This window comes from Pseudomonas sp. GW822-FHT05A08 (genome assembly GCF_058800485.1).
Genome location: NZ_CM179511.1, coordinates 5,474,914 through 5,495,349, shown reverse-complemented (window position 1 = coordinate 5,495,349; position 20,436 = coordinate 5,474,914). Strand labels below are relative to the sequence as shown.

The window sequence follows — 20,436 nt, the reverse complement described above, 5'->3', positions numbered from 1 at the left end:
CCTCGCGGGCTCGGCAGCGGCTACAGAGCCTTGGTATCTACGTTTCGTTGATCGGTAAGGCATAATCCGGCCCCATCCATAACAACAAAGGACGGCCCGCGTGAGTTCAGTCAGTAAGTCGATCTTGTTGGTTGATGACGATCAGGAAATCCGCGAGCTGCTGGAGACCTACCTCAGTCGCGCCGGCTTCCAGGTCCGCAGCACGCCCAACGGCGCCGGTTTTCGCCAGGCGCTGAACGAGGCGCCGAGCGACCTGGTGATTCTCGACGTGATGCTGCCGGACGAAGACGGCTTCAGCCTGTGCCGCTGGATTCGCCAGCATCCGCGGGTCGGCCAGGTGCCGATCATCATGCTCACCGCCAGCTCCGACGAAGCCGACCGGGTGATCGGCCTGGAGTTGGGGGCCGACGATTACCTGGGCAAGCCCTTCAGCCCTCGCGAGTTGCAGGCGCGGATCAAGGCCCTGTTGCGCCGTGCGCAGTTCGGCCAGGAGCGCACCGGCGGCGAGGTGCTGTGCTTCGACGAGTGGCGCCTGGACATGGTCAGCCACCGGCTGTTCCACAACGACGGCGAGGAAGTGATCCTCTCCGGCGCCGACTTCGCCCTGCTCAAGCTGTTCCTCGACCACCCCCAGGAAATCCTCGACCGCGACACCATCGGCAATGCCACCCGCGGCCGAGAACTGATGCCCCTGGACCGTATCGTCGACATGGCGGTCAGCCGCCTGCGCCAGCGCCTGCGCGATACCGAGAAGCCGCCGCGGCTGATCCGCACCGTGCGCGGCAGCGGTTACCAGTTGGCAGCCAATGTGGTTGCCGGCAATGCTCACTGAGTGGCCGCGCAAGCTGCTGGCGCGGGTGCCGGTGCCGCGTTCGCTGCTGGGCCGGATGTTGCTGCTGACGCTGCTGGCGGTGTTGTTCGCGCAAACCTTGTCCAGCGTGATCTGGGTGTCGCAATTGCGCGCCACCCAGCTCGAAGGCCTGGTCACCAGCGCCCGCAGCCTGGCCCATTCGATGACCGCCAGTGTCAGCTACTTTCGCTCGCTGCCGGTGGCGTACCGGCCGCTGGTGCTCGACCAGTTGCGCAGCATGGGCGGCACCCGTTTTGTCGTGACCCTCAACGACAAGCCGCTGGGCATGGAAGTGCTGCCGATCACGCCACGCAAGCAGGCGGTGCTCAAGGCGGTGGAGGAAGTGCTGCGCCAGTCCCTGGGCAACGATGCCTACATCTCGGTGACCTTCGTCAGCCCCGAGGACCTGCGGATTTTCAACGGCGGCCTGAAACTCGATGAGTTGCCGCGCTCCTGGGCCCACTACGCCCTGACCCTGGAACCGGTGAACCCGCCGGTGCTGGTCACCCAGATCCAGATGGCGCCGGGCGAGTGGCTGTACATCGCCTCGTTGTTGCCCGAGCCCTACACCAGCCTCGAAGAACAGGGGCTGCCGGCGCAGCAGGTGTGGTTCATCGTGCTCACCAGCGGTTTCCTGCTGCTGTTCATCGGCCTGCTGGTGCATTGGCAGAGCCGGCCGCTCAAGCGCCTGGCGCGGGCCGCGCGGGACATGTCCCTGGGCGCCGATGTGCAGCCGGTGGCCGAAGGCGGCGGCAGCGAAGTGGTGGAAGTCGGCCGGGCCTTCAATGCCATGCGCGAGCGCATCAGCCGTTACCTGACCGAACGCAGCCAGCTGTTCAGTGCGATTTCCCACGACCTGCGCACGCCCATCACCCGCCTGCGGCTGCGGGTCGAACTGCTGGAGGACGAGCAGTTGCAAACCAAGTTCGGCCGCGACCTGGATGAGCTGGAGTTGCTGGTCAAGGGCGCGCTGCAATGCGTCAAGGACACCGATATCCATGAGAACATCGAGCCGGTGGACCTCAACCAGGTGCTCGACTGCCTGGTGGAGCCTTACCTGGCGCCCAACGGCAACGGCCGCGTGACCCAGCAGGGGCGGGCGCTGGCGCCTTATCCGGGCAAGCCCCTGGCGCTCAAGCGCTGCATGGGCAACCTGATCGACAACGCGCTGAAGTACGGGCAGAACGCCCACCTGCACATCGACGACGATGCCAATGCGTTCATCCTGCATGTCGACGACGAAGGCCCGGGCGTGCCGGAGCAGCGCCTGGAGCAGGTGTTCGAGCCGCACTTCCGCCTGTCCGGCCAGCAGCAGGGCTACGGCCTGGGCCTGGGCATCGCGCGCAACATCGCCCACAGCCATGGCGGCGAGGTCAGCCTGCAGAACCTGCGCGAAGGCGGTTTGCGCGTGACCCTGTACCTGCCGCGCTCCATGGATTGATGCCCTTGTAGCCGCTGGCGAAGCCTGCGCCCGACCGCGTAGCGGTCGTAAAACGTTATGCCGCGCTAGGCTGTATGACCGAGGCGTCGGTTTTGCGAGCCCTGCGGTCTCGAGCGCAGCCTGCGGCAGCGGCTACAAGGTTGTTTGTCACGGCTTGGTGACATTTCCTGTGACCTTCGTTACCTGCCCGCGCGAACCCGTTGTTTAGACTCAAGGCCCTGATAAGAACAACAACAGGTTCGCCATGAACAGTATTCCACTGACGTTCAGCAGCTGGCTGAACGCTCCTGCCCATCATCAATGGCTGGCCGCCGAAGGCCAGCGCCTGCTGGGGTTCGCCCGCGCGGCACGGCTGCCCGAAGGCTTCGGCGACCTGGACGAGCGCGGGCGCCTGCCGAGCGGTGCCCGCGCCGGCACCATGAACACCGCGCGCATGACCCACAGTTTCGCCATGGCCCATATCCAGGGCATTCCCGGTTACGCCGCGCTGGTAGACCACGGCATCGCCGCGCTCAACGGTGCGCTGCGCGATGGCCAGTACGGCGGCTGGTTCGCCAGCCCCGGACAGGGCGACGGCAACAGCGGCAAGGCCGCCTACCTGCATGCCTTCGTCGCCCTGGCGGCGAGTTCCGCGGTGGTGGCCGCGCGCCCCGGCGCCGAGGCCTTGCTGGCGGAGGCGATCCGGGTCATCGAAACGCATTTCTGGAGCGAGGAGGAGGGCGCGATGCGCGAGTCCTTCAACCGTGACTGGAGCGGCGAGGAGGCCTATCGCGGCGCCAACAGCAACATGCACGCCACCGAGGCGTTCCTCGCCCTGGCCGATGTCACCCAGGACCCGCGCTGGCTCAACCGTGCCCTGCACATTGTCGAGCGGGTCATCCATGAGCACGCCGCCGCCGGCGATTACCGGGTCATCGAGCATTTCGACCGGCAGTGGCAGCCGCTGCCGGATTACAACCAGGAACATCCGGCCGACGGTTTCCGCCCCTATGGCACCACCCCCGGGCACGCCTTCGAGTGGGCCCGCCTGCTGCTGCACCTGGAAGCCGCGCGCTGCCAGGCCGGCATGCTCAGCCCCGGCTGGCTGCTGCTGGATGCCCAGAAACTCTTCGAGAATGCCTGCCGTGACGCCTGGGACGTCGATGGCGCGCCGGGCATCGTCTACACCCTGGACTGGCAGCAGCGCCCCGTGGTGCGCCAGCGCCTGCACTGGACCCACGCCGAGGCCGCGGCGGCGGCCAGTGCCTTGCTGCAACGCACCGGGGAGGCGCAGTACGAAACCTGGTATCGGCGCTTCTGGGAGTTCACTGCCGAGCATTTCATCGACCCGCTGCACGGCAGCTGGCATCACGAGCTGGATAGCAACAACAGGCCCAGCGCCGAGATCTGGGCCGGCAAGCCGGACCTGTATCACGCCTGGCAGGCGGTGCTGATTCCGCGCCTGCCCCTGGCACCGAGCATGGCATCGGCCTTGGCCGAAGTGTCTAGACTGGGCATTGTGTAACCATATGGTGACATTCGCGCATCCCTTCGTTACCTGCGCGGGTGGGTCCCCTGTTTAGAATCCTATGCAGCGCAAGCACCAGACTTGCATGCATAACAACAAGAAAGGTACACCTCAGATGAATGCGATTTCTCGTCTAGCTGCTGTCATTTCCGTTGCCTCGTTGTTTCCCCTCAGTGCGTTCCCTCTCGTTTCCGTTGCCGCCGATGCCAAAGGTTCCGTGGAAGTCGTCCACTGGTGGACTTCCGGCGGTGAAAAAGCGGCGGTCGATGTGCTCAAGGCCCAAGTCGAAAAAGACGGTTTCACCTGGAAAGACGGCGCAGTCGCCGGCGGTGGCGGTGCCACGGCCATGACCGTGCTGAAAAGCCGCGCCGTTTCCGGCAACCCGCCGGGCGTTGCCCAGATCAAGGGCCCGGACATCCAGGAGTGGGGCAGCACCGGCCTGCTCAGCACCGACGCGCTGAAAGACGTGGCCAAGTCGGAAAACTGGGACGGCCTGCTTTCCAAGAAAGTCTCCGACACCGTGAAGTACGAAGGTGACTATGTCGCGGTGCCGGTGAACATCCACCGCGTCAACTGGCTGTGGATCAACCCGGAAGTCTTCAAGAAGGCCGGGATCGACAAGGCCCCGACCACCCTCGAAGAATTCTATGCCGCCGGCGACAAGCTCAAGGCCGCCGGCTTCATCGCCCTGGCCCATGGCGGCCAGCCATGGCAGGACAGCACCGTGTTCGAAGACGTGGTGCTCTCGGTCATGGGCGCCGATGGCTACAAGAAAGCCCTGGTCGACCTGGACCAGAAAACCCTCGCCGGCCCGGAGATGACCAAGGCTTTCACCGAGCTGAAGAAAGTCACCGGCTACATGGACCCGAACCGCGCCGGGCGTGACTGGAACATCGCTGCCGCCGACGTCATCAACGGCAAGGCCGGCATGCAGATGATGGGCGACTGGGCCAAGAGCGAGTGGACCGCGGCGAAGAAAGTCGCCGGCAAGGACTACCAATGCGTGGCCTTCCCGGGCACCGACAAAGCCTTCACCTACAACATCGACTCCCTGGCGGTGTTCAAGCTCAAGGCCGATCGCAAAGGCGATATCGCCGCGCAGCAGGACCTGGCCAAGGTCGCCCTGGGCAAGGACTTCCAGAAGGTCTTCAGCATCAACAAGGGTTCGATTCCGGTGCGCACCGACATGCTCAACGACATGGCCGCGCAAGGCTTCGACTCCTGCGCCCAGGCGGCGGCCAAGGACTTCCTGGCCGACGACAAGACCGGCGGCCTGCAACCGAGCATGGCGCACAACATGGCCACCTCCCTGGCCGTGCAGGGCGCGATCTTCGATGTGGTGACCAACTTCATGAACGACAAGGACGCGGACCCGGCCAAGGCCAGTGCGCAGCTGGCATCAGCCGTCAAGGCCGCCCAGTAAGGTCCGGTGCCGCAGGCTAGCCTGCGGCTGTTCCTGAGAGCGCTCTTCCCCTGCAGGAGCGAGGCTCGCCCGCGAAAGCGTCGTACCTGACACGACGCGTGATCGTTCATCGCGAGCAAGCTTCGCTCCTGCAGATACTCACTCCTTCAACTGGATTATCCCGATGAGCTCTGTGGCGGTTTTCAGCAAAGCCTCACCGTTCGACGCGCTGCAGCGCTGGCTCCCCAAGTTGGTCCTGGCGCCAAGCATGCTGATCGTCCTGGTCGGTTTTTACGGTTACATCATCTGGACGTTCATTCTGTCCTTCACCAACTCCAGCTTCATGCCGAGCTACAAGTGGGTCGGCCTGCAGCAATACATGCGCCTGATGGACAACGACCGCTGGTGGGTGGCGAGCAAGAACCTGGCGCTGTTCGGCGGCATGTTCATCGGCATCAGCCTGGTGCTCGGCGTGTTCCTGGCGGTGCTGCTGGACCAGCGCATCCGCAGGGAAGGCTTTATCCGCACCGTCTACCTGTACCCGATGGCGCTGTCGATGATCGTCACCGGCACCGCCTGGAAATGGCTGCTCAACCCCGGCCTGGGCCTGGACAAGATGCTGCGTGACTGGGGCTGGGAAGGCTTTCGCCTGGACTGGCTGGTGGATCAGGATCGCGTGGTGTACTGCCTGGTGATCGCCGCCGTGTGGCAGGCCTCCGGCTTTGTCATGGCGATGTTCCTCGCCGGCTTGCGCGGCGTCGACCAGTCGATCATCCGCGCCGCCCAGGTCGATGGCGCGAGCCTGCCGACCATCTACCTGAAGATTGTCCTGCCGAGCCTGCGCCCGGTGTTCTTCAGCGCCTTCATGATCCTCGCGCACATCGCGATCAAGAGCTTCGACCTGGTGGCGGCGATGACCGCCGGTGGCCCTGGCTACTCGTCCGACCTGCCGGCGATGTTCATGTATTCCTTCACCTTCAGCCGTGGGCAGATGGGCATAGGTTCGGCCAGCGCCATGCTTATGCTGGGCGCGGTGCTGACCATCCTGGTGCCGTACCTGTACTCCGAACTGCGAGGCAAACGCCATGACTAACCAGCTCGGAAAACCTGCGCTGAACTTCAGCCGCATCGCCATCTACGCCACCTTGCTGCTGGCCGCGGCGGTGTACCTGGTGCCGTTGGTGGTGATGCTGCTCACCAGCTTCAAGACCCCGGAAGACATCCGCACCGGCAACCTGCTGAGCTGGCCGGCCGTGATCGACGGCATCGGCTGGATCAAGGCCTGGGATACCGTGGGCGGCTACTTCTGGAACTCGGTGAAGATCACCGTGCCGGCGGTGATCATCTCGACCTTCGTCGGCGCGATGAACGGCTACGTGCTGTCGATGTGGCGCTTTCGTGGTTCGCAGCTGTTCTTCGGCCTGCTGCTGTTCGGCTGCTTCCTGCCGTTCCAGACCGTGCTGCTGCCGGCGTCCTTCACCCTCGGCAAGTTCGGCCTGGCCAACACCACCAGCGGCCTGGTGCTGGTGCACGTGGTCTACGGGCTGGCGTTCACCACGTTGTTCTTCCGCAACTACTACGTGAGCATCCCGGACGCCCTGGTCAAGGCCGCGCGCCTGGACGGCGCGGGCTTCTTCACCATCTTCGGCAAGATCCTGCTGCCGATGTCGGTGCCGATCGTCATGGTCTGCCTGATCTGGCAGTTCACTCAGATCTGGAACGATTTCCTGTTCGGCGTGGTGTTCGCCAGCGGCGATGCGCAACCGATCACCGTGGCCTTGAACAACCTGGTCAACACCAGCACCGGGACCAAGGAATACAACGTTGATATGGCGGCGGCGATGATCGCCGGGCTGCCGACACTGCTGGTCTACATATTCGCTGGCAAGTATTTCCTGCGTGGGCTGACGTCCGGCGCGGTCAAGGGGTAAAAGATGGCAACTCTCGAATTACGCAACGTCAACAAGACCTACGGCAGCGGCTTGCCGGACACCCTGAAGAACATCGAACTGAAGATCGATGACGGTGAGTTCCTGATTCTCGTGGGGCCCTCGGGCTGCGGTAAATCCACCCTGATGAACTGCATCGCCGGCCTGGAAAACATCAGCGGCGGGGCGATCCTGGTGGACGACGCCGACATCAGCGGCATGAGCCCGAAAGACCGTGACATCGCCATGGTGTTCCAGTCCTACGCGCTGTACCCGACCATGAGCGTGCGCGACAACATTGCCTTCGGCCTGAAGATCCGCAAGATGCCGGCCGCCGAGATCGACGAGGAAGTGGCGCGGGTGGCCAAGCTGCTGCAGATCGAACACCTGCTCAGCCGCAAGCCCGGCCAGCTGTCCGGCGGCCAGCAACAGCGCGTGGCCATGGGCCGGGCCCTGGCGCGGCGGCCGAAGATCTACCTGTTCGACGAACCGCTGTCCAACCTCGATGCCAAGCTGCGGGTCGAGATGCGCACCGAAATGAAACTGATGCACCAGCGCCTGAAAACCACCACGGTCTACGTCACCCACGACCAGATCGAAGCCATGACCCTGGGCGACAAGGTGGCGGTGATGAAGGACGGCATCATCCAGCAGTTCGGTACTCCGAAACAGATCTACAACGACCCGGCCAACCTGTTCGTGGCCAGCTTCATCGGCTCGCCGCCGATGAACTTCATCCCCCTGCGCCTGCAGCGCAAGGACGGCCGCCTGCTGGCCCTGCTGGACAGCGGCCAGGCCCGTTGCGAGCTGCCGTTGGGCATGCAGGACGCCGGCCTGGAAGACCGTGAAGTGATACTCGGCATCCGCCCGGAGCAGATCAGCCTGGCGAACGGCGAGGGCAACGGCCTGCCAACCTTACGCGCCGAGGTCCAGGTTACCGAGCCGACCGGTCCCGACACCCTGGTGTTCGTCAACCTCAACGGCACCAAGGTCTGCTGCCGCCTGGCGCCGGATGTGGCGCCGCAGGTCGGTGAAACCCTGACCCTGCAATTCGATCCGGCCAAGGTTCTGCTGTTCGATGCCAAGAGTGGCGAGCGCCTGGGTGTTGCGGCCCCTGCGCAGGCCGAAACCCACGCCAGCAACGTGGCGCAGTTCAAGGGGCGTTGAGGCCGGCGTTATTGGAGCAAGGACCTACCGAATGCGCGGCGGATGGCCTGTCATCCGTCGCATCAGGTGTAAACCGCGTTAGAGAAAAACAGTTAATAACAATAAAGACGAGGATGTAGGGATGAAAAAGAAGAGCACCAATGCACGCTTGATCTGCCAGTTGTCAGCGATTGCGGCAATGACCCTGGCCGGTAGCGCGCACGCTGACGAAGCGTTCAGCGCCGATTCGAAATGGATGACCGGTGACTGGGGTGGCGAGCGGACCAAGCTGCTCGAGAAAGGGATCGACATCAAGGCCGATTACGTTGGCGAAATGGGCGCCAACCTGCACGGCGGCTACAACGACGACAAGACCGGACGCTACAGCGACCAGTTCGGCCTGGGCGTGGCCCTGGACCTGGAAAAACTCTGGGGCTGGGATAACACCCAGGCGAAGATCCAGCTGACCAACCGTAACGGCCAGAACATCTCCAACGACCGTATCGGCGACCCGCGTGCCGGCACCCTGAGTTCCTCCCAGGAAGTCTACGGCCGTGGCCACATGGTGCGTCTGACCCAATTGTGGATCCAGCACCAGTTCCTCGACGGCAAGCTCGACGTCAAGGCCGGTTACTTCGGCGAAGGCGAAGACTTCAACACCTTCCCCTGCGACTTCCAGAACCTGGCGTTCTGCGGCTCCCAGGTGGGCAACTGGGCGACCAACATCTGGTACAACTGGCCGGTCAGCCAGGCGGCACTGCGGGTGAAGTACCACATCACCCCTGAGCTGTATGCGCAGATCGGTGCGTACAACCAGAACCCGTCGCAACTGGAGCACGGCAACGGCTTCAAGCTCAGCGGCAGCGGTACCAAGGGCACCGTCCTGCCGGTCGAGCTGGTCTGGTCGCCGAAGGTCAACAACCTGCCGGGCGAGTACCGCGTCGGTTACTACAAGAGCACCGCCGATGCCAGTGACGTGCGCGAGGACGTCAATGGCCGGGACGCTGCGGTCACCGGCGACAGCTATCGCGTGCACAGCAGCAAGCACGGCTACTGGTTCGTCGGGCAGCAGCAACTCACCACCCACAACGGCGATGCGACCCGCGGTCTGAATATCGCGGCCAACGCCACGTTCCACGACAAGGACACCAACTTCATCGACAACTACCAGTCGCTGATGTTCGTGTACAAGGGCCCGTTCGACGCACGTCCGAAGGATGACGTCGGCATCGGTTTCGCCCGTATCCATGTCAACGACGACGTGAAGAAAAACGCCCAGTTGCTCAATGACACCAACGGCGTCAGCAACTACGACGATCCGCTGTTCTCGCCGATCCGCGAGACTGAGTACAACTACGAAATCAACTACGGCTTCCATGTCACCAACTGGCTGACCGTGCGTCCCAACCTGCAGTACATCACCCATCCAGGCGGTGTGGATGAAGTCGACAACGCCCTGGTGGCCGGCCTGAAAATTCAGTCGGTGTTCTAACGCTGTTGCGATAAGCTCCTCCTCTATGTGCGCATTTTTGCGGATGGCCTTGGCTATCCGCTTTTTTTTGGGGACGAACCCGTTCCCTACAGGGCTTTGCGCATCAATGATGAATATCGGTACAGCAATGATCTTCAGGACCGTGGCCCATGCATGAGCATCCGCTACAACGCTTTTTCAAATCCTTGCGCGAGCGCCCGACCTTCGCCTGGGAGCGCTATCAGATGCGCGATGTGCTGGTGATCGACCATCCGCTGTGCCAGGCGGTGTTCAGTCGCCAGGGCGCGCAGCTCCTGCACTTCCAGCCGACCGGGCAGAAGCCCTGGCTGTGGTGCGCGGCGAAGTGGCCGCAGGTCGGGGCGATCCGTGGCGGGGTGCCGGTATGCTGGCCCTGGTACGGCCGTCACCCGAGCGAAAACGCCTGGCCGTCCCATGGCTGGGCCCGGCTGATCGACTGGAAGCTGCTCGACAGCCGCAGCGATGACGAGGGCGTGTACCTGCACTGGCAGTTGCAACTGTGCGACTGGCAGGTCGACCTGCACGCGCACCTGGGCGAAAGCATGGACCTGCGCCTGAGCACCGAGCACCAGGACAGCCTGCCGTGCCAGCTGAGCCAGGCTTTGCACGCCTACTGGCGTATTGGCGACGTCGGTGAGGTAGCGCTGTCTGGGCTTGATGGCGCCGAGGGTTACGACCAGTTGAGCCGCCAGGCGTGCCGGCAAACGGGCGAGCTACGGGTCGATGGCGGCTGCCAGCGGGTGTTCCAGCACGAGGGCGAATTGCAGCTCAAGGATCACGCCTGGCAGCGCGAATTGCGCATCGACACCGGCGACACCGCCGACACCGTGGTCTGGCATCCAGGCAGCCGGCCGCTGCTGGGGGTGAGCTGGAACGAGGTGTCCGGGTTCGTCTGCGTCGAGGCGGCGGCGGGCGGCACCGACAGTCTGTGCCTGGCGCCGGGGGAGCGGGCGCATCTGAGCCTGCAGGCGCGAGCGGGGGCGTAGTGGCGGGTTGGCGGTGTGGCTGCTGCCGTCATCGCGGGCAATCGAGCGTCGACCGGCCGCTCCTACAGTTCGATGTGTTCCTGTAGGAGCGGCCAGGCGAAACTCAGTTGTACTCGTCGCCCACCGGATAACGGCTGGCGTTGAGGCTTTCCTTGATCTTGCGCAGGTGCGGCTGGAAGTCCACGCCGCGGCGCAGGGTCATGCCGGTGGCGAGGACGTCGAGCACGGTGAGCTGGATGATCCGCGAGGTCATCGGCATGTAGATGTCGGTGTCTTCCGGCAGCGGGATGTTCAGGCTCAGGGTACTGGCCTTGGCCAGCGGCGAGCCGGCGGCGGTCAGGCCGAGTACCGAGGCGCCGTTTTCCCGGGCGATGCGCGCCACTTCCACCAGCTCGCGGGTGCGCCCGGTGTAGGAGATGATCACGAACAGCTCGCCGGTGTGCGCCACCGAGGCGATCATCCGCTGCATCAGCACATCGGCATGGGCGGTCACCGCCAGGTTGAAGCGGAAGAACTTGTGCTGGGCATCTAGGGCCACCGGGGCCGAGGCGCCGAGGCCGAAGAAGTGGATCTGCCGGGCCTGGATCAGCAGGTCGACGGCGCGGCTGATCAGGTTCGGGTCCAGGGCCTGGCAGGCGCTGTCCAGGGAGGCGATGGCGCTGCCGAAGATTTTCTGGGTGTAGGCTTCGGGGTTGTCGTCGGCTTCCACCGCGCGGCTGACGTAGGCCGCGCCGCTGGCCAGGCTCTGGGCCAGTTGCAGCTTGAGTTCGGGGTAGCCGCTGACGCCGAACGAGCGGCAGAAACGGTTGACCGTCGGCTCGCTGACCGAAGCGGCCTGGGCGAGGGCAGCAATACTGAAGCGGGTCGCCTGCTGTGGGTTGAGCAGGATGACTTCGGCGACTTTACGTTCCGCCTTGTTCAATTCTTCAAGGCGATTCTGGATCTGTTCCAGAAGATTTCGCACGCGGTCCATTAGGGTTTTCCTGGTTCGGCAATGCAAAGGAAGCCGGTCTTAGCCGGTCTTTGGCGGTGGCCTATCCTACTGATGGCTCCGACGGACCACCACTTCGAATCTATATTTTGCTAAAATGTTGTGGTTATTACTACATTTTCCCTTGAGTGATGCCTTGAAAAAAGGTATTTGTAGCTTAACTTGATAAAAGAACAAACATCATGCCTTCGATAACGGTTGAACCGTGCACCTTTGCCTTGTTCGGCGCGCTGGGCGATCTGGCGCTTCGCAAATTGTTTCCTGCCCTCTACCAACTCGATGGCGCCGGCCTGCTGCATGACGACACGCGCATTCTGGCCCTGGCCCGCGAGCCGGGCAGCGAACAGCAGCACCTGTCATTCATTGAAGCGCAATTGCGCAAGTATGTCGGTGCCAAGGAGATCGACACGGCGGTGCTGGAGCGCTTCCTGGCGCGCCTGACCTACCTGCACGTGGACTTCCTCAAGGCCGAGGATTACCAGGCCCTGGCCGAGCTGGCCGGGCGCGAGCAACGCCTGATCGCCTATTTCGCCACACCGGCGGCGGTGTACGGGGCGATCTGCGAGAACCTGTCGAAGGCCGGCCTGGCGGAAAACACCCGCGTGGTGCTGGAAAAGCCCATCGGTTCGGACCTGGAGTCGTCGCGCAAGGTCAACGACGCGGTGGCGCAGTTCTTCCCGGAGAACCGCATCTATCGCATCGACCACTACTTGGGCAAGGAGACGGTGCAGAACCTGATCGCCCTGCGTTTCGCCAACAGCCTGTTCGAGACCCAGTGGAACCAGAACTACATCTCCCACGTGGAAATCACCGTGGCCGAGAAGGTCGGCATCGAAGGCCGCTGGGGCTACTTCGACAAGGCCGGCCAGCTGCGGGACATGATCCAGAACCACCTGCTGCAACTGCTCTGCCTGATCGCCATGGACCCGCCCGCCGACCTCTCGGCCGACAGCATCCGTGACGAGAAGGTCAAGGTGCTCAAGGCCCTGGCGCCGATCAGCCCGGAAGGCCTGACCACCCAGGTGGTGCGTGGCCAGTACATCGCCGGGCACAGCGAAGGCAAGGCCGTGCCGGGGTACCTGGAGGAAGAGAATTCCAACACCCAGAGCGACACCGAAACCTTCGTCGCCCTGCGGGCCGACATCCGCAACTGGCGTTGGGCCGGGGTGCCGTTCTACCTGCGTACCGGCAAGCGCATGCCGCAGAAGCTGTCGCAGATCGTCATTCACTTCAAGGAGCCGTCGCACTACATCTTCGCCCCCGAGCAGCGCCTGCAGATCAGCAACAAGCTGATCATCCGCCTGCAGCCGGACGAAGGTATCTCCCTGCGGGTGATGACCAAGGAACAAGGCCTGGACAAGGGCATGCAACTGCGCAGCGGCCCGTTGCAGCTGAATTTTTCCGATACCTATCGCAGTGCGCGGATTCCCGATGCCTACGAGCGGTTGTTGCTGGAAGTGATGCGCGGCAACCAGAACCTGTTTGTCCGCAAAGATGAAATCGAAGCCGCGTGGAAATGGTGTGACCAGCTGATCGCCGGGTGGAAGAAATCCGGCGATGCGCCCAAGCCGTATGCGGCCGGGTCGTGGGGGCCGATGAGCTCCATCGCACTGATCACGCGGGACGGGAGGTCATGGTATGGCGATATCTAAATTGAAACTGCCTGCGGGCGTGTACGCCCACGAGTTCCACAGCCCGGCGCTGCTGGCCGAAGGCCTGGCGCTGAAGGTGGCCGGGCAACTGAGCCAGGCGATCCAGGTGCGCGGCGAAGCCACCCTGGTGGTGTCCGGCGGGCGCAGCCCGGTGGCGTTTTTCCAGCACCTGGCCAAGCAGCACCTGGACTGGTCCAAGGTGTTGATCACCCTGGCGGACGAGCGCTGGGTCCCGGTCGAACATGCCGACAGCAACGCCGGCCTGCTCAAGCGCTACCTGCTGCAAGGGCCGGCGGCCAAGGCGAAGTTCCTCAGCCTGTACAACGCCGCGGCGAACCTCGAACAGGCCGCGGAGCAGGCCGATCGTCTGCTGGCCGAGTTGTCGGCCATCGACGTGCTGATCCTGGGCATGGGCGACGACGGTCACACCGCCTCGCTGTTCCCCAACAGCCCGAACCTGACCGAAGCCCTGCGGGCCGACGGCCAGCGACGCTGCTGGCCGATGCTGGCGCCGAGCGTGCCCCATCAGCGCCTGAGCATGAGCCGCGCCTTGCTGGCCTCGGCCACGTACAGCGTGCTGTCGATTTCCGGTCAATCCAAATTGACCACCCTGAGTGCCGCACTGGCCGGTGACGATGTCGCCGCGATGCCGATTCGTGCCTTCCTGCAACCTCCGTTAGAGATTTACTGGTGCCCATGAGCCAAGGATCAGCCGCTATGACAATTCCACAACCGACCGTTTCCATGGCGGACAAAGTTGCCCTGATCGACAGCCTCTGCGCCAAGGCGCGGATTCTGCCGGTGATCACCATCGCCCGCGAACAGGACGTGCTGCCCCTGGCCGACGCCCTGGCCGCCGGTGGCCTGACCGCGCTGGAAGTGACCTTGCGCTCGCAGTTCGGCCTCAAGGCCATCCAGATCCTGCGCGAGCAGCGTCCGGAGCTGGTGACCGGCGCCGGTACCGTGCTCGATCGGCAGATGCTGGCCGCCGCCGAAGCCGCCGGTTCGCAGTTCATCGTCACCCCGGGCATTACCCGCGACCTGCTGGAAGCCAGTGTTGCCAGCCCGATCCCGCTGTTGCCGGGGATCAGCAATGCCTCCGGGATCATGGAGGGTTACAGCCTGGGCTATCGCCGCTTCAAGCTGTTCCCGGCGGAAGTCAGTGGTGGTGTGGCCGCGATCAAGGCCCTGGGTGGCCCGTTCGGCGAAGTGAAATTCTGCCCGACCGGCGGTGTCGGCCCGGCCAATATCAAGAGCTACATGGCGTTGAAGAACGTGATGTGCGTCGGCGGTAGCTGGATGCTCGATCCCGAGTGGATCAAGAACGGCGACTGGGCGCGGATCCAGGAGTGCACGGCCGAGGCCCTGGCGCTGCTGGACTGACAGCTTTCCTGCTTTTTTCAAAGATTCGTTGGTGTGTTCTACGGCTTTACGGTGCGCTTGGTCGGTGCACCGTTTTTTTTTGCCTGGAGAAAAGCTGCCTGGCGACGCCGGGTCTTCTGTAGGAGCGCAGCTTGTTCGCGATGACGCCGGGGCGGACAACGCGATCTGAATGGTCGCTACTGTCTGTAGCCGCTGCCGCAGGCTGCGATCGGCCGAAAGGCCGTAGCGTCATCTGGATCGCAGAAGGTCCTTCGGACCTGTCGCAGCCTGCGGCAGCGGCTACAGGTCATTCAACTGCCAGTTCAGTCAATGCCTCGACCAGCATCTGGATATCCGCGCTCGGCGTGGTAAAGCCCGGAGTCACCCGGATACAGGGCCCGCAACGCGAACCGCTGCGCGCCACGGTGAACAGGTTGTATTCCTGGAGCAGCCGCTCGGCCATCGCCTGCTGGTCCGGCTGGCGGGTGAAGCGAAACGAGGTGATGCCGCAATACAGCCGTGGATCGTCCGGGGTCATGACTTCAATGCCGGGCAGGTCGCGCACCTGGCTCACCCACAGGTCGCGCAGGTAATTCAGGCGTGCGCCCTTGAGGGCCGAGCCGCCCATGCCGCGGTGCTCCTCGAACACCCGTGGCAAGGTCAGCCAGGCCGGGATGTTCGGCGTGCCATAAGGCGCCCGTGAGCGGATATCGTCCAGGGCATAACGTTGCTCGCCCATGTCCGGATCGATATCGGCCAGGCGTTGCGGGTCGATATAGACAAAACCCAGGCTCAGCGGCGCGCCAATCCACTTCTGCAGGTTATAGCCGGCGAACGCCACGCCCAGTTCACTGAGCTCGAAATCGACCTGGGCCAGGGCGTGGGCGCCGTCGAGGATGACGTCGATTCCCCGTTCGCGGGCATCCAGGGCGATGGCCTGGACCGGCAGTACCAGCCCGGTGCGGTGGGTGACGTGGGTCAGGGCCATCAGCTTCAGCCGAGGGTAGCGCTCGAAGGCCTCGCGATAGCTGCCCAGCAGGCTGTCGAAACTCGCCGGATGAGCATGCTCGATCTCGATGACCTCGACCCCGCGATGGCGCGCCAGCCAGCGCATGGCGCCCTTGACGCTGTCGTATTCCAGGTCGCTGATCAGCACCTGATCGCCCGGCTGGAGGCGGTTGTAGTTGCGAATCAGCGATTGCAGCGCCTCCGAAGCGCTGCGGGTGAGGGCGATGGCCTGGCGATCGACGTCAACCAGCTCGGCCAATTGCTGTCGAATCTGCAAATTGCCGATCTGTTCGAAATGCTGGCGCACATGCACCGAGTTGCTGCGGTTCACGAAGTCGATCTGGCGCTGGTATTCCTCGACCACGGCGCGGCTCATGCGCCCGAAATAGCCGTTTTCCAGGTTGATCGGCCCGGGCTCGATGTCATATCGGCGGGCAATCGCCAGCCAGTAATCTTCGTCGCGGGCGAGTTGGGCATTACATGGCATGGCGGTCTTCTTAATGACGGGGTTTGGGTTTGCCGTGTTTGGCGCGCAGCGGGTCCAGTAGATCGGAGAGGCCGTTGTGATCGATTTCCTGCATCAATGCCAACAGGCCGCCCAGCTCGCCGTGGGGGAAACCTTCGCGGGCGAACCAGTTCAGGTAGGGGCCGGGCAGGTCGGCGAGGATGCGGCCCTTGTACTTGCCGTAGGGCATTTCGCGGGTGACCAGAAGTTCAAGTTTTTCGGGATTCATGGCGGCTGTCTGTAGAGGTGACGAACACCTTGGAAAATACAGGCATTCTGCATGCAGGCCAAATGACAGATCATGCAAATAACGCGGATACAGAAAGCGGTAAAAAATTTAACTATTTGAAAAATAATGGAAAAATTTTCATTCCAGGACTGGCATGCAGGGTGCAACACCTATGACAACTCCCTCAATCTGGAAGGAATGAAAAATGACTGACATCAACAAAGAAGCGATTTCGATCCTCAACGACCTGATCGAAACCAGTAAGGACGGTCAGGAGGGGTTCAAGACCTGCGCAGAAGACATCAAGCAGCCTGAGCTCAAAGCGCTGTTCGTCAAGCGCTCCGCCGATTGCGCCACCGCCGCGGCCGAATTGCAGGCCAGCGTGCGTTCCATGGGCGGCGATCCGCAGACCTCCACCAGCGTCAGTGGCGACCTGCACCGCCGTTGGGTCGACCTCAAGTCCCTGGTGACCGGCAAGGACGAAGAAGCGGTGCTCAACGAAGCCGAGCGCGGCGAAGACCACGCCCTGAAGGCCTACAAGGATGCGCTGGAGAAAATCAGCAAACACAACCTGGTCGGCATTCGTGACCTGGTGGAGCGTCAGTACCATGGCGTACAGCGCAACCACGATCAGGTCAAAGCCTTGCGCAACCAGGCCCGCGCCCGTTCATAGCGGGCTAAACCTGTCAAAAACGCCAGCCTGCCTGGCGTTTTTTTGTGCCTTGAAATTAATGCTGGACGACTGATAGTTAGCTAGCTAATAATTTGTGGGCGTCATCTCTCGCTCCCGGGCATCTATCGTTGTTTTGTCCTTCCCAGGGTTCTTTCCGTGCGTATCACTTTGCAGGCGTTGTTCGCCCCCAATCTTGCGGCCGTGCAGTTCGCGATCAAGACCGTGCTCGGCGCCGGCCTGGCGTTGTGGTTGGCCATGCGGTGGGGCCTGCAGCAGCCGTCCTGGGCCCTGATGACGGCGATCATCGTCGCCCAACCGCTGTCCGGGATGGTCCTGCAAAAGGGCATGGCACGGCTGGTGGGGACTTTGGTGGGAACCTGCATGTCGGTGCTGTTCATGGGGCTGTTCGCCCAGACACCGTGGCTGTTCCTGCTGGCCCTGGCGCTGTGGCTGGGGCTGTGCACCGCCAGTTCGACCCTGCTGCGCAGCGCCTGGTCCTATTCCTTCGTGCTGGCCGGCTACACCGTGGCGATCATCGCCTTGCCGGCGATCTCCCATCCGTTGTCGATCTTCGACCAGGCCGTGGCGCGCTGCACGGAAATTTCCCTGGGCATTATCTGCGCCACCGCCAGCAGTGCCTTGCTCTGGCCGATGCGGGTCGAGCGGCAGTTGACCGCCCAGGCGCGCAGCGCCTGGCAAAGCGGGATGCAGGCGGCGCGGGCGACCCTGGCCGGCGATGCCCTGGCGCGCAAGGGCCTGCTGGAAATCCTCGGGCGCATCGTCGCCGTGGACTCCCAGCGCGAACATGCCTGGTTCGAAGGTCCGTCGGGGCGGCAGCGGGCGCGGGCGATCAGCGGCCTGAGCCAGAAGCTGCTGATGCTGCTGCGGATCTCCCGTTCGGTACGCCGGCAATGGAAGCAATTGGACCAGGCCGAGGCGCAGCAACTGGCGCCGTGGATGGAGCAAGTGCAGCAAGCCCTGGCGGCCATGGACAAACCGACCTTGCAGGCGTTGCGACCGCAGTTGCTGGACGCTTCCCATGACTCGGCGATCAGCTCGGCGCAAAGCTATTGCCTGGCCCGTTTCACCCTGTTGCTGGATACCGCCCTGGCCGCCGGCGAGGCGCTGCGGGCGGTGGAGGAGGGCAAGGCGCCGGTGGAGCAGCCCGCCACCCTGAGCCCCCATCGCGATCTGTCGCTGGCGCTGCTGTTTGGCGCGCGCAGCGCCCTGGCTTTCCTCACTGTGGCCTGTTTCTGGCTGGCCACGGCCTGGCCGGCGGCCTCCGGGGCGATGCTGCTGACCTGCGTGGTGTGCGGCCTGTTCGCCAGTCGCGAAAACGGCGCGCAGATCGGCATGAGTTTCATGCGCGGCATCTTCCTGGCGATTCCGGCGGCCTTCATGGTCGGGCAGATCCTGCTGCCGCAGTGGAGCAGTTTCGCCCTGCTGGCGATGGCCATGGGCGTGCCGTTGTTTTTCGGCGCGCTGGGCATGGCCAAACCGCAGATCGGCGCCACGGCGACCTCGTTCTGCCTGCACTTCGTGGTGCTGATTTCACCGCAGAACCCGATGACGTTCGACGTGGCGAATTTCTTCAACAGCGCCCAGGCGATGGTGCTCGGCGTAGGCGCCGCAGTGTTGGCGTTTCACCTGCTGATCCTGCGCGACCCGGCCTGGCATGGGCGGCGCCTGCTGGCGGCGACCCTGCAGGATCTGGTGCGCTTGACCCGGCGCAATCTGCGCGGCGCGGAAAGCTGGTTCGGCGGGCGCATGGCCGATCGCCTGCTGCAACTGGCGCGGCACTACCCGGAATTGCCGGAACAGGCGCGCAGCCGCTGGGACGATGGCCTGCTGGGCCTGGATATCGGCGATGAACTGATGCATTTGCGGTTGAGCCTGGCGGTAGCCCAGGTGCCCGCGGATGCTTCGCAGCGAAGTTATTTCGAGCATCTGGAACAGGTGCTGGAACAAGGGCCGGCCGCCGGTCGCGACGATGCGCTGGCCGACGCCAGCACGGCCTTGCTCGAGGCCCTGGGCAGCCAACCGCCGAGCGATGCGTTGAAGCTGGCCCAGGGCGCGGTGGTGCAGTTGCAGAAGAGCTGGCGCACCTGGTGCCGGCAGCAGGAGGAAAACCATGGGGCTGCGTGAGTGGTCGCTGGGCGGAGTGTTGCTCAGCCCGTTTCTGATTTATGTGGTGCTGGCGCTGGTGCTGACCGGGGTGTTGCGCATGCTGTTGCGCGCAACGCCTCTGGGGCGCTGGATCTGGCACGAAGCACTGTTCGATGTGGCCTTGTACGTCTGTGTCCTGACGTTGGTCACTGTCGTACTCGGACCTTTATAAGGAGTTGTTCATGCGTGCCTCCGTGCGTATCGCTTTTACTTTGTGCCTGGTGGCTGCGGCGCTGTTTGCCGGCTTTCATCTGTGGCAGTACTACATGCTCACGCCCTGGACCCGGGATGCGCGGATTCGCGCCGACGTGGTGATAGTCGCCCCCGATGTGTCGGGCTGGGTGCGTGAACTCAAGGCCTATGACAACCAGGCGGTGAAGGCCGGCGACCTGTTGCTGAGCATCGACCGCGACCGCTTCGAGGCGGCGCTGGAAAAGGCCCAGGCGGTGGTGCAGACCCGCCAGCAGCAACTCAGCCTGAAAGAGCACGAAGCCAGCCGCCGGGCCAGCTTAGGCCCGCAGGCGATCAGCGCCGAGCTGCGGGAAAACGCGCAGATCAATGCCGGGGTGGCCCGTGGCGAGCTGCGCCAGGCCCAGGCCGACGCCAAGGTCGCCGAACTCAACCTGGCACGCAGCCAGGTCCGCGCGCCGCGCAGCGGGCACATCACCAACCTGCGCCTGGCCGAAGGCAACTATGTGAACGCCGGGCAATCGGTGATGGCCCTGATCGACGATTCGACGTTCTACGTGCAGGCCTATTTCGAGGAAACCAAACTGCCGCGGATCAAGGTCGGCGACCCGGTCAAGGTGTGGCTGATGAGCGCTGGAGAAGCCTTGCAGGGGCATGTGGAAAGCATCAGCCGCGGCATCACCGACCGCAACGCCACGCCGGACGGGCAACTGCTGGCGGAGGTGGAACCGACCTTCAACTGGGTGCGCCTGGCGCAGCGGATTCCGGTGCGCATCAGGCTCGACAAGGTGCCCGAAGGCGTCAACCTGAGCGCCGGGATGACGGCGAGCGTGCAGGTGGAGGAGGGGGGGCGCTAATCCCGCCTGTAGCCGCTGCCGAGCCTGCGAGGCT

Annotated in this window: 19 protein-coding genes; 16 read left to right on the top strand and 3 right to left on the bottom strand. The window is 63.7% G+C overall.

Annotated elements, in window-relative coordinates:
• Window positions 1-100: 100 nt before the first annotated feature.
• The 9 genes from AC3RCP_RS24645 to AC3RCP_RS24605 all read left to right on the top strand — a co-directional run bounded on the left by AC3RCP_RS24645 (window position 101) and on the right by AC3RCP_RS24605 (window position 10,770).
• Entirely contained in the window at window positions 101-832 is a 732-nt protein-coding gene (locus AC3RCP_RS24645; protein WP_087090306.1) for a response regulator, read from the top strand.
• A 31-nt stretch (window positions 833-863) separates the two neighbouring features.
• Window positions 864-2,291 (top strand): ATP-binding protein, encoded by a 1,428-nt coding sequence (locus tag AC3RCP_RS24640; RefSeq protein ID WP_202949040.1) that lies wholly within the window; start codon window positions 864-866, stop codon window positions 2,289-2,291.
• A gap of 244 nt (window positions 2,292-2,535) precedes the next feature.
• Window positions 2,536-3,795: a D-mannose isomerase gene (locus tag AC3RCP_RS24635; RefSeq protein WP_492570813.1), complete on the top strand. Its 1,260-nt coding sequence runs from the start codon at window positions 2,536-2,538 to the stop codon at window positions 3,793-3,795.
• A gap of 118 nt (window positions 3,796-3,913) precedes the next feature.
• The gene (locus tag AC3RCP_RS24630; protein WP_007926323.1) at window positions 3,914-5,221 is read left to right on the top strand and encodes an ABC transporter substrate-binding protein; all 1,308 of its coding nucleotides are present in this window, start codon (window positions 3,914-3,916) and stop codon (window positions 5,219-5,221) included.
• 163 nt (window positions 5,222-5,384) lie between these two features.
• A complete protein-coding gene (locus tag AC3RCP_RS24625; protein WP_007926330.1) occupies window positions 5,385-6,293 on the top strand; it encodes a carbohydrate ABC transporter permease in 909 nt (302 codons plus the stop codon).
• Complete coding sequence (locus AC3RCP_RS24620) at window positions 6,286-7,131, top strand: carbohydrate ABC transporter permease (protein WP_007926331.1); 846 nt, start codon at window positions 6,286-6,288, stop codon at window positions 7,129-7,131. The genes AC3RCP_RS24625 and AC3RCP_RS24620 overlap by 8 nt, the downstream gene beginning before the upstream one ends.
• Before the next feature lie 3 nt (window positions 7,132-7,134).
• Complete coding sequence (locus AC3RCP_RS24615) at window positions 7,135-8,295, top strand: ABC transporter ATP-binding protein (RefSeq protein WP_102678985.1); 1,161 nt, start codon at window positions 7,135-7,137, stop codon at window positions 8,293-8,295.
• Between the two features lie 121 nt (window positions 8,296-8,416).
• Entirely contained in the window at window positions 8,417-9,766 is a 1,350-nt protein-coding gene (locus tag AC3RCP_RS24610) for a carbohydrate porin (protein ID WP_492570814.1), read from the top strand.
• 149 nt (window positions 9,767-9,915) lie between these two features.
• Complete coding sequence (locus AC3RCP_RS24605) at window positions 9,916-10,770, top strand: D-hexose-6-phosphate mutarotase (RefSeq protein ID WP_226303610.1); 855 nt, start codon at window positions 9,916-9,918, stop codon at window positions 10,768-10,770.
• A gap of 103 nt (window positions 10,771-10,873) precedes the next feature.
• On the opposite strand, the gene AC3RCP_RS24600 is transcribed toward AC3RCP_RS24605, so the two are convergent.
• A complete protein-coding gene (locus tag AC3RCP_RS24600) occupies window positions 10,874-11,734 on the bottom strand; it encodes a MurR/RpiR family transcriptional regulator (protein ID WP_169914959.1) in 861 nt (286 codons plus the stop codon).
• A gap of 209 nt (window positions 11,735-11,943) precedes the next feature.
• Between AC3RCP_RS24600 and zwf the strand changes: the two genes are divergently transcribed.
• The 3 genes from zwf to AC3RCP_RS24585 are packed head-to-tail and all read left to right on the top strand — an operon-like array spanning window position 11,944 to window position 14,796.
• The gene (zwf, locus tag AC3RCP_RS24595; protein WP_492570815.1) at window positions 11,944-13,413 is read left to right on the top strand and encodes a glucose-6-phosphate dehydrogenase; all 1,470 of its coding nucleotides are present in this window, start codon (window positions 11,944-11,946) and stop codon (window positions 13,411-13,413) included.
• A complete protein-coding gene (pgl, locus tag AC3RCP_RS24590; RefSeq protein ID WP_085532030.1) occupies window positions 13,400-14,113 on the top strand; it encodes a 6-phosphogluconolactonase in 714 nt (237 codons plus the stop codon). The genes zwf and pgl overlap by 14 nt, the downstream gene beginning before the upstream one ends.
• Window positions 14,114-14,130: 17 nt before the next feature.
• A complete protein-coding gene (locus AC3RCP_RS24585) occupies window positions 14,131-14,796 on the top strand; it encodes a bifunctional 4-hydroxy-2-oxoglutarate aldolase/2-dehydro-3-deoxy-phosphogluconate aldolase (protein WP_007921959.1) in 666 nt (221 codons plus the stop codon).
• A gap of 286 nt (window positions 14,797-15,082) precedes the next feature.
• Here AC3RCP_RS24585 and AC3RCP_RS24580 read toward each other — a convergent pair whose 3' ends face one another.
• Window positions 15,083-16,270, bottom strand: coding sequence for an aminotransferase class V-fold PLP-dependent enzyme (locus AC3RCP_RS24580; protein ID WP_492570816.1), 1,188 nt, complete (start codon window positions 16,268-16,270; stop codon window positions 15,083-15,085).
• A gap of 10 nt (window positions 16,271-16,280) precedes the next feature.
• Window positions 16,281-16,517, bottom strand: coding sequence for a DUF3820 family protein (locus AC3RCP_RS24575; RefSeq protein ID WP_007925076.1), 237 nt, complete (start codon window positions 16,515-16,517; stop codon window positions 16,281-16,283).
• 205 nt (window positions 16,518-16,722) lie between these two features.
• On the opposite strand from AC3RCP_RS24575, the gene AC3RCP_RS24570 reads away from it, so the two are divergent.
• The 4 genes from AC3RCP_RS24570 to AC3RCP_RS24555 all read left to right on the top strand — a co-directional run bounded on the left by AC3RCP_RS24570 (window position 16,723) and on the right by AC3RCP_RS24555 (window position 20,402).
• Window positions 16,723-17,190: a ferritin-like domain-containing protein gene (locus AC3RCP_RS24570; protein WP_101338867.1), complete on the top strand. Its 468-nt coding sequence runs from the start codon at window positions 16,723-16,725 to the stop codon at window positions 17,188-17,190.
• Between the two features lie 156 nt (window positions 17,191-17,346).
• Window positions 17,347-19,335: an FUSC family protein gene (locus AC3RCP_RS24565; protein ID WP_492570817.1), complete on the top strand. Its 1,989-nt coding sequence runs from the start codon at window positions 17,347-17,349 to the stop codon at window positions 19,333-19,335.
• Entirely contained in the window at window positions 19,322-19,528 is a 207-nt protein-coding gene (locus AC3RCP_RS24560) for a DUF1656 domain-containing protein (RefSeq protein WP_007925079.1), read from the top strand. The genes AC3RCP_RS24565 and AC3RCP_RS24560 overlap by 14 nt, the downstream gene beginning before the upstream one ends.
• Before the next feature lie 10 nt (window positions 19,529-19,538).
• Window positions 19,539-20,402 carry an efflux RND transporter periplasmic adaptor subunit gene (locus AC3RCP_RS24555; RefSeq protein ID WP_053262350.1) on the top strand — a complete coding sequence of 288 codons (864 nt, stop codon included), beginning with the start codon at window positions 19,539-19,541 and terminating at the stop codon, window positions 20,400-20,402.
• Window positions 20,403-20,436 lie beyond the last annotated feature (34 nt).